The organism is Paenibacillus sp. P22 (genome assembly GCF_000469945.2).
GTDB lineage: Bacteria > Bacillota > Bacilli > Paenibacillales > Paenibacillaceae > Paenibacillus_O > Paenibacillus_O humicus.
The window spans coordinates 1-13,007 of the sequence record NZ_CBRA020000078.1; the positions used below are offsets into that span (position 1 = coordinate 1).

Annotated in this window: 10 protein-coding genes and 3 pseudogenes; 11 read left to right on the top strand and 2 right to left on the bottom strand. The window is 56.0% G+C overall.

Translation table 11 applies throughout. From position 1 onward, the window contains the following. Positions 1-44: 44 nt before the first annotated feature. The 6 genes and pseudogenes from BN871_RS12255 to spo0A all read left to right on the top strand — a co-directional run. Positions 45-734 (top strand): annotated as a pseudogene (locus tag BN871_RS12255) (TlyA family RNA methyltransferase); the annotation flags it as partial. A gap of 154 nt (positions 735-888) precedes the next feature. After that, positions 889-1,362, top strand: coding sequence for a hypothetical protein (locus BN871_RS12260; RefSeq protein WP_232312998.1), 474 nt, complete (start codon positions 889-891; stop codon positions 1,360-1,362). Between the two features lie 3 nt (positions 1,363-1,365). Next, positions 1,366-1,815 carry a transcriptional regulator AhrC/ArgR gene (ahrC, locus tag BN871_RS12265; RefSeq protein ID WP_021882313.1) on the top strand — a complete coding sequence of 150 codons (450 nt, stop codon included), beginning with the start codon at positions 1,366-1,368 and terminating at the stop codon, positions 1,813-1,815. Between the two features lie 33 nt (positions 1,816-1,848). After that, a complete protein-coding gene (gene recN, locus BN871_RS12270) occupies positions 1,849-3,549 on the top strand; it encodes a DNA repair protein RecN (RefSeq protein ID WP_021882312.1) in 1,701 nt (566 codons plus the stop codon). Between the two features lie 120 nt (positions 3,550-3,669). Next, positions 3,670-4,998, top strand: coding sequence for a SpoIVB peptidase (gene spoIVB / locus BN871_RS12275; protein ID WP_048746284.1), 1,329 nt, complete (start codon positions 3,670-3,672; stop codon positions 4,996-4,998). Between the two features lie 198 nt (positions 4,999-5,196). Beyond that, positions 5,197-6,012: a sporulation transcription factor Spo0A gene (gene spo0A / locus BN871_RS12280; RefSeq protein WP_048746286.1), complete on the top strand. Its 816-nt coding sequence runs from the start codon at positions 5,197-5,199 to the stop codon at positions 6,010-6,012. 429 nt (positions 6,013-6,441) lie between these two features. On the opposite strand, the gene BN871_RS28360 is transcribed toward spo0A, so the two are convergent. Together BN871_RS28360 and BN871_RS12290 are read right to left on the bottom strand one after the other, a co-directional pair. Then, a complete protein-coding gene (locus BN871_RS28360) occupies positions 6,442-6,744 on the bottom strand; it encodes a hypothetical protein (protein ID WP_021880399.1) in 303 nt (100 codons plus the stop codon). 79 nt (positions 6,745-6,823) lie between these two features. Then, the gene (locus BN871_RS12290) at positions 6,824-7,108 is read right to left on the bottom strand and encodes a DUF2627 domain-containing protein (protein ID WP_021880398.1); all 285 of its coding nucleotides are present in this window, start codon (positions 7,106-7,108) and stop codon (positions 6,824-6,826) included. Between the two features lie 171 nt (positions 7,109-7,279). Between BN871_RS12290 and lpdA the strand changes: the two genes are divergently transcribed. From lpdA to lipB, 5 genes and pseudogenes are all read left to right on the top strand, one after another. Beyond that, positions 7,280-8,707 (top strand): dihydrolipoyl dehydrogenase, encoded by a 1,428-nt coding sequence (lpdA, locus tag BN871_RS12295; RefSeq protein WP_048746291.1) that lies wholly within the window; start codon positions 7,280-7,282, stop codon positions 8,705-8,707. Positions 8,708-8,823: 116 nt separating this feature from the next. Further along, complete coding sequence (locus tag BN871_RS12300; protein ID WP_048746292.1) at positions 8,824-9,849, top strand: thiamine pyrophosphate-dependent dehydrogenase E1 component subunit alpha; 1,026 nt, start codon at positions 8,824-8,826, stop codon at positions 9,847-9,849. Positions 9,850-9,852: 3 nt separating this feature from the next. After that, positions 9,853-10,837 (top strand): annotated as a pseudogene (locus BN871_RS12305) (alpha-ketoacid dehydrogenase subunit beta). Between the two features lie 69 nt (positions 10,838-10,906). After that, positions 10,907-12,253 carry a dihydrolipoamide acetyltransferase family protein gene (locus BN871_RS12310; protein WP_048746294.1) on the top strand — a complete coding sequence of 449 codons (1,347 nt, stop codon included), beginning with the start codon at positions 10,907-10,909 and terminating at the stop codon, positions 12,251-12,253. Positions 12,254-12,284: 31 nt separating this feature from the next. After that, positions 12,285-12,990 (top strand): annotated as a pseudogene (lipB, locus tag BN871_RS12315) (lipoyl(octanoyl) transferase LipB). Positions 12,991-13,007: the final 17 nt, after the last annotated feature.

Sequence of the window (13,007 nt, forward strand, 5' to 3'; positions counted from 1 at the left end):
CATGTAGTCGGCCATTTGCTGGATGACGAAATCATGGGAAGCTCGATATCAAAGTCAAGGGAAGCGTCCATCCTTACGTCAGCCGCGGAGGTCTGAAGCTGGAGAAGGCGATCCGTGAATTCGGGCTTGATCTCGCCGGCCGCACGATGCTCGATATCGGGGCTTCGACAGGAGGGTTCACGGACTGCGCGCTTCAGCATGGAGCCGGGCACGTCTATGCGATCGACGTCGGGTACAATCAGCTCGATTGGTCGCTTCGCCAGGACTCGAGAGTGACCGTGATGGAAAGGGTCAATTTCCGTTTCATGACTCCCGAGGACATCCAGGGAGCCCGGCCGGATTTCGCTTCCATCGATGTATCCTTCATTTCCCTCAAGCTCATCCTGCCTCCGCTGTCGCAGCTGCTGGCTGCCGGAGCCGATGTCGTGGCGCTGATCAAGCCTCAGTTCGAAGCCGGCCGCGAGAAGGTCGGCAAAGCGGGCATCGTCCGGGAGCCTTCCGTGCACAGGGAAGTGCTGCATTCGGTGCTGGAAGCTGCGGACGCATCCGGCTTCGCTCTCGTCGGCCTGACGTATTCGCCGATAACCGGCGGAGAGGGCAACATTGAGTTTCTGGCGCGCTGGAAGCGGGCCGGCGGCGGGGAAATGGACGTTGAAGGAGCGGCCGGATGGTCGAGCGAGCAGATCGCCCAAGTCGTCCAGGAAGCCGGGGAGAGATTCGGCACGGGCAAATAAATTTCTTCCAGCCCCACTTTACAGACAAACGCATGTTCTGGTATTCTGGAAACAACAAACAAATGTTCGGGGATAATTCTCACTCTCCATGAAGGAAATGCGGCAGAAAAATCGAATTCATCCCTCACCGCCGCTTGCGGGAGGAGGGAAGATCGTGGATCTGTTCGTCATGGTTGCGGCAGCTCTGCTAATCGTCTATTGGGGGTACCGCGCCTTCTACAATTGGCTCCATCAGCCGCGAGGAATGAAGCGGCTTGTCCTGGGAAGAGGAGAACTGCTTGAACCTGACGATGCCCATGTGCTCTTTCTGGAATCACGGGGATATGAAGTGTTGTCCGGCAAGCACAAGGTTCCTATCGCCGTGGAATTGGACGGTCAGGAATTGTACAGCCGCCTCTACATCGATTATGTGGCGGAATGTGATGGACTTATGTACGCGGTTAAGATCAGCCGCGAGCGCCAGCCTATGGATTGGACGGGCAGCGGCCTGCGCGATCGGCTGCTGGTTTTCAGCCTGCTGATGCCGGAGCTGGAAGGCATTCTGGTCGTGGATCCGGCGGAGCGCTCGATAAGAACGGTCAAGTTCGATTTAGAAGATACCAAGAGGCCAAGAACAAGGGAGGCATAAGGGATGAAAGGTCTTCGTCATGTCAAGATCAGGGAGATCATCGGCAGGAGCGTCATCGAAACCCAGGACGAGCTGGTGGAAGCCCTGCGTGCGACCGGGCTGCAGGTGACCCAGGCAACCGTGTCGAGGGATATCAAGGAGCTGCAGCTCATCAAGGTGCCTGCCGAGGACGGCAGGTACAAGTATTCATTGCCGCAGGAGCAGCGCTTCGTACCCGTCAACAAGCTCAAGCGTTCCATGCTGGACAACTTCCTCGGGGTGGATCAGGCTGACAATCTGGTCGTCATGAAGTGCTTGCCCGGAACAGCCAACGGAATCGCTTCCCTGCTGGACGGCATGGAATGGCCGGAGATCATGGGAACGATTTCCGGCGACGATACGATTTTGATCATATGCCGCAAGAAAGAAGGCGGCAGCAAGATCGTCGATCTGCTGCTCGGCATGATGAACTAATACCAACTTTTACGGAACGAGGAGTGTGTCTTTATGCTTCGCGAATTGTCCATCCGCAATTTAGCCGTTATTGAAGAAGTCACGGTCGGTTTCCATGATGGTTTCCATGTATTGACCGGCGAGACGGGGGCCGGGAAGTCCATTTTGATCGATGCGCTCATTCTTTTGATCGGCGGCAGAGGATCGTCGGATATGGTCCGTTACGGATGCGACAAGGCGGAGATGGAGGCGACATTCGATCTTCCGGCCGGCCATCCGGTATGGAGGGCGATCGAGCGGCTTGGGCTCCAGGGCAGCTCGGAGGACCTGCTCATCATCCGCAGAGAGCTCTCCGCTCAAGGAAAGAGCTCTTGCCGGATCAACGGCAGCATAGCGAATCTGACGATGCTGCGCGAGGTCGGAGAGTGCCTGGTCAACGTTCATGGCCAGCATGAGCATCAATCCCTTTTGAAGAGCGAGCATCATCTCGAATGGCTCGACCTGTTCGCAGGCGAGAAGGTGGCCGGCTTGAAGCGCGAGTACCAGGCCGCCTTCTCCCGCTACGGCGAAGTCCGGCAGGCGCTCAAGAACGCCCAGGATACAAGCCGCCACAACATGCAGATGCTCGACCTCTACAAGTTCCAGCTCCAGGAGATCCGTTCCGCCGGACTCAAGAAGGATGAATGGGATCAGCTGCAGGAAGAGAAGGAGAAGCTTTCGCATTCGGAAAAGCTGATGTCCCATGCATCGGCTGCATACGGGCTGCTGTTCGATGGCGGGTCGCTTGAGGGCATCAGCTCGGCAATCGCCAAGCTTGAAGACATCAAGGCTTACGATTCGGCTGTGCTGGAGCCGCTGCTGGAACAGCTGAAGGGAGCGTTCTACCAAGCCGAAGACGCTGCGCATCAGCTTCGAGGCTATCGCGATTCCGTCCAGAGCGATCCGGAGCGGCTTGACGTCATCGAGGACAGGCTTACGGTCATCGGCGGCCTGCGCCGTAAGTACGGCGACACCGTTGCCGATATTCTGGCTTATTACAAGAAAATTAAACATGAAGCGGATCTGATTGAGAACAGGGATGAGCATATCCGGCAGCTGGAGGCGTCGCTCCAAAGCGCGCATGCGGAAGCGTCGGCGCTTGGAGAAAGCCTCTCGCAGCAGCGCTTTGCCGCCGCTGAGCTGCTGTCGGCATCGGTCGAGCTTCAATTGAAAGATCTCGGCATGAGCCGAACCGTTTTCCGCGCTTCCCTGCAAAGACAGCCGCAGGGCGACGGCTACCGTCTCGGCCTCAACGGCATCGACGAAGCCGATTTCCTGTTGGCTCCCAACCCGGGAGAGCCGCTCAAGCCGCTCAGCAAAATCGCTTCCGGAGGCGAGATGTCCAGAATCATGCTGGCGCTCAAAAGCATCTTCGCGGAGATCGATCAAGTGCCCGTACTTATCTTCGATGAGGTGGATACCGGCGTAAGCGGCAGGGCAGCGCAAGCAATAGCGGAAAAGATGTCGCAATTATCCGGCAAATGCCAGGTGTTCTCAATCACCCATCTGCCGCAAGTCGCCTGCATGGCGGATTACCATTATGAGATCAGCAAGGATGTCGTGCGCGACAGGACGGTCACATCCGTCAAGGAGCTGAGCGACCGCGAGCGAATCGAAGAGCTCGCCCGCATGCTCGGAGGCGTAGAGGTGACGGACAAAACCCGTCATCATGCACAGGAAATGCTGGTGCTGGCAGATCGTCAAAAAGGGGCCTGATCAAGGTATTCAGGGAATGTTTTATCGGACATAAATCAGGGGGGGCGGGGTACCTTATAGGTACGCAATTGGCGATTACCTTTCTCGTCAAGCGATGGAACTACAGGGAGCGTGAGATCATTGAGCGCCAACCAGCGGAAGCGGTGGTTCGGGTTAGTTCTTGTATTCTTCGTTTGCATGATCGGCATCTCCAGTCCGTTCCTGAATTATGCCTCATTCCCGAATGAGCTGCGATTATTCTCCGGGCAGATGAAACGACTGGATTACAACATGCCCGTTCGTGCGGACATGACCGTGGACTCCAACCTCATTCATGTGAACGGAAAATCCGAAGGAAGGCAATCGCTTGATTTGAATCGGCCTATATCCATTGCCGCTTCCAAAGAAACCGGCAAAGCCACGATGTCGTTGAAGCTGTTCGGCGCTATTCCCTTCAAGACGGTTCATGTCGATGTCGTTCCCGATCTGAAGGTCATTCCAGGAGGACAGACGATCGGAGTCAAAGTAAAATCCTCAGGCATTCTTGTTGTCGGCCATCATCTCGTTAAGGAAAGTCCGCAATCCAAAGTTTCTCCTGGAGAGCTTGCAGGCATTCGTTTGGGCGATTTGATCATGGAAATCAACGGCAAGCGCGTACGTGAAGTCAAGCAGGTCGCGGAATTTACCGAGACAGCCGGAGTCAGCAAGGAACCGATGAAACTGAAAGTCAAAAGGGCTGGAAAAATGATGGACATCGAGCTTAAGCCGGCTTACGACGCGGATGACCGCTCCTGGCGAATCGGGCTATATATCCGCGATTCCGCTGCAGGCGTAGGGACGCTGACGTTCTACGCGCCGGATCAAGGCGTGTATGGCGCTCTGGGACATGTCATTACCGATCTGGATACCGGCACGGCCATTGAAGTCGGGGACGGCCAGATCCTACAGTCCAATGTGACTTCCATCAACAAAAGCTTGAGCGGCGAACCGGGGGAGAAAAGAGCCCATTTCGTGAACGAAAGCCAGATTCTTGGCAACATCGAGCGCAATACGCCTTTCGGCATCTTCGGCAAGATGAAAGAAATGCCGGGCCATAGCTATCAATCCGAAGCGGTTCCAGTCGCTTTTTCGGAAGAAGTGGCCGAAGGGCCGGCCGAAATTCTGACCGTGCTGAGCGGACAGAAGGTCGAGCGGTTCAAGGTCGAGATTTCGCATGTGAGCAGGCAGAAAAGTCCGGCGACTAAGGGCATGGTCATCAAGGTTACAGACAAAAGGCTACTGGATTTGACGGGCGGCATCGTTCAAGGCATGTCGGGAAGTCCGATCATGCAGAACGGCAAGCTGATCGGAGCGGTGACGCATGTATTCGTAAATGATCCTTCTTCCGGATACGGATGTTTTATCGAGTGGATGCTTCAAGACGCAGGTGTTCTTCTTCAAACCTCGAACAGAGACCTTAAGGCAGCTTGATGCCTTGAGGTCTCTGTTTTTGTCGAATGATAAGGAACGGGGTCGCTAAATGTAGTAAAATAATTATTATACATTTATCGTTAGGAAAAATAAAGAAAAATAATATTCGACAGAAGGAATTCTATCAAAACTGTCGAAACGTTATAAGAGCAAAATGAGCAGCCGACCATCTCAGTTCAATTTGGAGGAGGACCAATCTTGGCTAAAATTGAAGTTTTGTTAGCGGATGACAATAGGGAATTTACGAACCTGCTTTCGGAGTACATATCGGAGCAGGATGATATGGAAGTGTCCGGCATCGCTTACAATGGCGAAGAAGTATTGCGTTTGCTCAGCGAAATGGAACGTATTCCGGATGTGCTTATTCTCGACATCATCATGCCTCATCTTGATGGTCTCGGCGTATTGGAACGTCTGCGCGAGGCCGGAATTCAACCGATGCCTAAAATTATCATGCTGACAGCTTTCGGCCAAGAGAACATCACGCAAAAGGCCGTACAGCTGGGAGCATCCTATTATATCCTCAAACCGTTTGACATGGAGATGCTGGCCAACCGCGTACGTCAGCTTGTAGGCAATTCTGCGGTCATGGCATCATCCGGCTCTTCGTTCTCCGCATCTTCGGTCATCAAGTCCAACGTAGTGCCGATTGCAAAAGGGAAAAATCTGGACGCCAATATCACCAGCATCATTCATGAAATCGGCGTTCCTGCACATATTAAAGGATATCAGTATTTGCGCGAGGCCATCACGATGGTGTACAACAACATCGAAATTCTCGGCGCCATCACCAAAACGCTGTATCCTGCCATTGCGGAAAAGTTCAAAACGACTCCTTCCCGCGTCGAGCGCGCTATTCGCCATGCGATCGAAGTCGCCTGGACACGCGGCAACATCGACAGCATCAGCCACTTGTTCGGCTACACAATCAACATCAGCAAGTCGAAGCCGACGAACTCCGAGTTCATCGCGATGGTGGCGGACAAGCTGCGGATCGAGCATAAGGTCAGCTAAGCCATCCGCTGCAGGATGAGACCGGATGGCATAAACGCTCCTTGCTGCTAGGCAGCTTGTGCATGGACAGCTGAGCTTTAAAAGAAGTTGTTCAGCAAGCGAGCGCAGGGAAGAATGGAATGGCTTTTCATGAAATCTTTTGGCTCGTGCATCAAAGGTTTCCGTAATTTTCTTGAAATAAAAGTTCATCATACTCTTGGCAACACCTAAAAGCTCTTCATCTCTTGAAAACCCAAAGCTCTTCATCCCTTAAAAAAACCAAAGCTCATCATTCATTGGTAAGATTAAAGCTCAAAGCTCATCATGCAGCACCAGAGCTCATCATACCTTGATAAAACAAAGAAGGCCGTTGGGCATTAAGCCGCAACGGTCTTCTTTTACCGGCACGAATGAAGACGCGGTTCCGCGTGCAGTCATTTTCGGCGGGAACTATTTCTTTTTGGAACGGGGCTTGGAGGATTTCTTGACTTTGGCCCGGGAGATGCTGGATCGATTGCAGCCGCAATTCTCGTGATGTTCATGATTCTCGTTGTTGGCAGAGCCTACATGTTCATCGCGGCAATTGTAGCGGTAGACGTCGCAACGGACGGGCACGCAGTGATGACGAGTAACGATATCGATGTTGTGGACGACTCTGACGAGCTGCGGATGATAGACATCGCGGTATACCGTTTGAGTAGGATCGACAACGGTCTCTTCAGGGCAATATGGACGATTCGGATGACAGGACATGCTTGCAACTCCTTTCCTGGCTGGATACTTGTATAGTACGAGTCAGGAAAAGGAATTGCTTGTGCCATCGCCTTGCGGGTCAAACGTTGGGTCTTGGCCGCTTCTTCTTGAATCTCGGAGCGACATAATTATGCTTGCGGTCGCGGAAGAAGATCCAGCCCCCGATGAAACCGATTCCGAGAGCAAACATGATGAACCCGCCGATGAAGGGCAGCCATTTGAAATGCGGAATGATGGAATCATTGCCGAGATCGGCAAAATATTCGAACGTGGAGCTTTTCATCTTCAGAAAACCGTAACAGGCTATGATTCCGGGAATGACAAGAATAAGAATAGCAATAAACCTGGATATGACCATTCTCATGGTGTTCTCTCCTTAATCAGGCCCAAACTCGGCTATATTCCTGACAAAGTTGCCTAAAATAAGCCTTTTTTAATGATACCGTTAAACCGCATGCTTGTCCATGCAGTGTTATTCGCGTTTTAAAAAAGGTACAATGGAGTCATTGCACTTTGATTGAAGGGGAACGATACGATGACGATTCAAGTAGATATTGCCGTGCTTGGCGGGGGACCAGGCGGATACACGGCTGCAATTCGAGCGGCGCAGGAAGGGAAATCCGTAGCGATCGTGGAGAGGGACCGAGTCGGCGGCACATGCTTGCATCGAGGCTGCATTCCAAGCAAAGCCCTGCTTCGAAGCGCGGAGGTGTACCAGTCGCTCCTGCATGCGGATACATATGGAGTCAAGGTCGACAAGAGCGGCATAAGCTTAGATTTCGGAGCCGTTCAGAGCCGCAAGGAAGCCGCCGTGGACCAGTTGTACCGCGGACTCCAGCAGCTGATGAAGAAACACGGCATCCAGATCGTACATGGCAGCGGGCGTATTGTCGGCCCGTCCATCTTCTCGCCCAAGAGCGGCACGTTGGCCGTCGAATTGGCGGACGGGGAGACGGAATCCGTCGTGTCCAAACAGCTGATCATCGCGACGGGCTCGCGTCCGCGGATATTGCCGGGTCTGGAGCCGGACGGCGGGAATGTCTTGAACAGCGACGATGCGCTTCGTCTGGAGTCGCTGCCAGCCTCGATGATTATTGTCGGAGGAGGCGTGATCGGGGTGGAATGGGCTTCGATGCTGACTGATTTCGGCGTCAAGGTGACGCTAGTCGAGACAGCCTCCCGCATTTTGCCCGGAGAAGATGCCGACGTCTCGGGAGCTTTAGCCAAAGCGTTAAAGTCTAGAGGTGCCGTCATCCATACCGACGCCGTCGTCATGCCTGAGACGCTGGATCGGCATTCGGCGGGAATTGCCGTCGATGCGCGGATCGGCTCCGCGACCGTCAAGCTCGAAGCCGAGAAGCTTCTGGTGTCGGTCGGCCGAGTAGCCAACGTCGAGGGCATCGGCCTTGAGAATACCGATATCCAGGTCAGCGGCGGCTGGGTCAAAGTGAACGGCAGCCTGCAAACATCGGAGCCTCATATTTACGCCATAGGAGACGTAACCGGAGGGGTGCAGCTGGCTCATGCCGCCGCTCACGAAGGAATCGCTGCCGTGGAGCATATTCTCGGCGAAAAGACGGCTCCGCCGGCTTCGCATCGGATTCCTCGCTGCGTATACAGCCATCCGGAAACAGCCTCGATCGGATATACGGAGGAGCAGGCTCGAGCATTGGGGCATGAGCCCAAGACCGCACGCCTTCCATTCGCAGCGGTCGCCAAAGCGATCGTGCAGGGAGATACGCAGGGCTTTGTCAAGGTCGTCGCGGATTCGACGACAGGAGACTTGCTAGGGGTTCATATCATCGGCGCTCATGCGACGGAGCTCATTGCCGAAGCGGCGCTCGCGCAGCTCGTTGACGCCGTGCCGTGGGAAGTCGGAGCGAGCATCCATCCTCATCCTTCCCTATCGGAAGCGTTAGGGGAAGCCATGCTGGCCGTGGACGGCAAATCGTTCTCCTTCTGACCTTCCAGCCGCTTTTGAGCGGCTGGAGTTTTCTTTTGCCCGAGACCGAGTTATAATGAGTATGATCAAGTATTAGTACCTGGTATTAAAACTAGGAGCAGAAGGAGGTTCATCCCATGAACCAACCACCTGTAGGCAGCTTGTCCCGTCACCGCGAGCTCGGATTGTCGGATGAAGATGCTGTTCAAATGTATGCGAAAATGCGCACGGCCCGAATGTTCGACGAGAGAGTCCTCTTGCTGCAGCGTGCCGGCAAAATCAATTTCCACGTATCCGGAATCGGCCAGGAAGCCGCTCAAGTAGCCGCAGCCTGGGCTCTTGACCGGGACCGGGACTATTTTCTTCCTTATTATCGCGATTACGGCTTCGTCCTCTCGGTCGGCATGACGCTGCGCGAGCTGATGCTGTCCGTTTTCGCCAAAGCCGAGGATCCGACGAGCGGCGGCCGGCAGATGCCGGGCCACTTCGGGCACAAGCGGCTGCGGATCGTCACCGGTTCTTCACCCGTGACGACTCAGGTTCCCCATGCGGTCGGCATCGCTCTGGCCGCCAAGATGAAAGGCGAGCAGAGAGTCAGCTTTGTGACGTTCGGGGAAGGCTCGAGCAACCAGGGCGATTTCCATGAAGGCTGCAACTTTGCGGGCGTCCACAAGCTGCCCGTCATTCTCATGTGCGAGAACAACCAGTATGCCATCTCGGTGCCGGTCCATAAGCAGCTGGGCGGCAAGGTGGCGGACCGCGCCATCGGCTACGGCTTCACCGGCCTGCGTGTAGACGGCAACGATCCGCTTGCAGTCTACGGCGTCGTCAAGGAAGCGCATCGCCGCGCGCTTGCCGGCGAAGGGCCGACCCTCGTCGAGGCGATGATGTACCGGCTGTCGCCCCACTCCACTTCGGACAACGATCTTGCTTACCGGACCAAGGAGGAAGTGGATGAGAACCGCGCCAAAGACGGCGTGCTCTGCTTCCGCCAGTATCTGATCGATGCCGGCGCCTGGAGCGTGGAAAAGGACGAGGAGCTGACGGCAGCGATCCGCCGGGAGCTCGACGAGGCGACGAAATATGCCGATGAAGCGCCTTTCCCGGAAGCGGAGAGCACGCTGCTCCATGTGTACGCGGACGGAAGCGAAGGAGGAAAGTAACCGATGCCAGTACTCGACTATATAGAGGCGATCCGGCTTGCCATGAAAGAAGAAATGGAGCGCGATCCGGATGTATTCGTGCTCGGTGAGGATGTAGGCGTCAAGGGCGGCGTTTTCACGACGACCAAAGGCCTTCAGCAGCAGTTCGGCGAGACCCGCGTCATGGACACTCCGCTGTCGGAATCGGCGATCGCCGGAGTCGCGATCGGAGCGGCCATGTACGGCATGAAGCCGATCGCGGAAATGCAGTATTCGGACTTCATGTTCCCGGCGACGAACCAGATCATCAGCGAGGCGGCCAAAATCCGTTACCGCTCGAACAACGACTGGTCCTGCCCGCTCGTCATCCGCGCGCCGATCGGCGGCGGCATCTTCGGTGGCCTCTATCATTCGCAATGCCCGGAATCGGTCTTCTTCGGAACGCCGGGGCTCAAGATCGTCGCCCCTTATACGCCTGCGGACGCCAAGGGCCTGCTGACGGCCGCTATCCGCGACCCTGATCCGGTCTTATTCTTCGAGAACAAAAAAATGTTATACGCTCGTGAACGGCTCCGTGCCGGAAGGCGACTATACGGTGCCGATCGGCAAGTCCAACGTGCTGCGGGAAGGCGACGACATTACGGTCATCAGCTACAGCCTGCCTCTTCATTTCGCCCTGCAGGCAGCCGAGGAGCTCGCCGCGGAAGGGATCAGCGCCCATATTCTGGATCTGCGCAGCCTTCAGCCGCTTGACAAGGAAGGCATTCTCGAAGCGGCCCGCCGCACGGGAAAAGTGCTGATCATTCACGAGGACAACAAAACCGGCGGCATCGGCGCGGAGGTGTCCGCAATCATCGCCGAAGAGATGCTCTACGAGCTCGACGCCCCGATCCGCAGACTGTGCGGTCCGGACGTGCCGGCGATGCCGATCAATCCTCCCGGAGAGAAGTTCTTCATGCTGAACAAGGACAAAGTGCTCGAGGCCATGAGAGAGCTTGCTCTTTACTGATCCCGATGCTTTGCGATTACGAGCCATGAGGTCCCTGTTCCAAGCAGGGGCCCGGCAAGGAGCGATATGATGAAAGTGACCGTACAAGAAATCGTGATGCCCAAGCTGGCCGAATCGGTCGTAAGCGCCACGATCGAGCGCTGGCTGAAGCAGCCGGGCGAGCAGATCGGCATGTACGAGCCGGTATGCGAAATCATTACGGACAAAGTCGGGGCGGAGATTCCGTCCACGATCGCAGGCAGGCTGGTCAAGATTCTGGTCGGAACGGGAGAGACCGTCGAGGTCGGAACTCCGATCTGCCTGATCGAGACCGAGGCCGAAGCAGAATCGACTGCCGCCGCAGCTGCTCCAGCGGAAGAGGCGAGATCCGCCGCGGCGGCATCCCCTTGGCAGCAGCAGGCTCGCCCTGCCGGAGCGATGCGCGGCCGGTATTCGCCGGCTGTCCTCCAGCTGTCCGCCGAGCATGGAATCGACCCGGCCGACGTTCAAGGCACGGGGACGGGCGGACGGGTTACCCGCAAGGACATTCTGGCCCATGCCGAAGCATCCTCCAAGGGGCAGGCGTCGGCCTCCGCGCCGACATCCGCCTCCGCGCCTGCACTTGAGCCTGGCGACCGGATCGTTGAATCGCGCGGTCCCGTGCGTTCCTCCGGTCTTCATCTCGGCGAGACGCCCCGCATTCCTTCGGTGGAAATCGAAGGCCATGCGATTCCGGGCCGCGGCGAATATTTCATCGACGTAACTCCCATCCGCAATACGATCGCGACCCGGATGCGCCAAAGCGTCACGGAGATTCCGCATGGCTGGATGATGATCGAGGTGGATGTGACGAATCTGGTCGTGCTGCGGAGCAAGATCAAGGACGACTTCCGCAAGCGCGAAGGGACGAATCTGACCTATCTGGCGTTCTTCATCAAGGCGGTCGTCAATGCGATCAAGGATTTCCCGATCATCAACTCGGTATGGGCCGTCGATAAGATCATCGTCAAGCGCGACATCAACATCTCGATGTCGGTCGGCACGGAGGATTCCGTCATCACGCCGGTCATCAAGAACGCCGACCAGAAAAACATCGCCGGCCTCGCCCACGAGATCGACACCCTCGCGCGCAAAACCCGCGAAGGAAAGCTGCGTGTCGACGACGTCCAGGGAGGCACCTTCACGATCAACAACACCGGCTCGTTCGGGGCGATCCTGACCCAGCCGATCATCAACTATCCGCAAGCCGCCATCATCACGTTCGAATCCATCGTCAAGCGGCCCGTCGTCATCAACGACATGCTCGCCGTCCGTTCCATGGCGAACATCTGCCTGTCGCTCGACCACCGGATTCTGGACGGCGTCATCTGCGGACGCTTCCTGCAGCGGGTCAAGGAGAACCTGGAAAGCTTCAGCTCCGAGACGCATTTGTACTAGAACGAACGAATTCCACGACGGGGAGGATCCCATGGACAACAGGCAGCCATCAGGCAGGCCGCTCCTGGCTCGGTATATCGACTTCATAGAATATGGAGAAGCATGGGAGCTGCAAAAGGAATACGTAGCGGAAATCGACCGGGGGGGAGAGAGCGGAGACGCTCCTCCTTCTTCAGCATCCGCCCACCTATACGCTAGGTACGGACCGCCATCCGGAGCATCTGCTGCTGAGCCCGGAAGAGCTCCGCAAGCAAGGCATAGGCGTGTTCGAAATCGATCGCGGCGGCGATATTACGTACCATGGTCCGGGTCAGCTTGTCGGCTATCCGCTTATGTATCTCGATGCAAGAGGACTTGATCTGCACGGCTTTCTAAGGGAATTGGAGCAGGTCATCATCGACTGGCTTGCCGATTACGGCATCGAAGGCGGGCGCAAGCCCGAGTATACGGGAGTATGGGTCGGCGATGAGAAGATCGCCGCCATCGGCATTAAATTCAACAAAGCAAGGAAACGCAGAGGGTTCGTGACCAGTCACGGATTCGCCCTGAACATCAAGGCGGGCATTGCGGAGCAGGGGTTCAGCGGAATCATTCCGTGCGGCATTCAGGAGTACGGGGTAACCTCGTTCGAGGATCTGACCGGCATCGAGATGAGTCTCGAGAGGGCGGCCAGGGAAATCCTGCCCCACTTCATGGGCAGGTTCGGCTTCGATCCGGCGTCTGCAGCCGGGGAATGAGGGGATGAAGGGAGCCG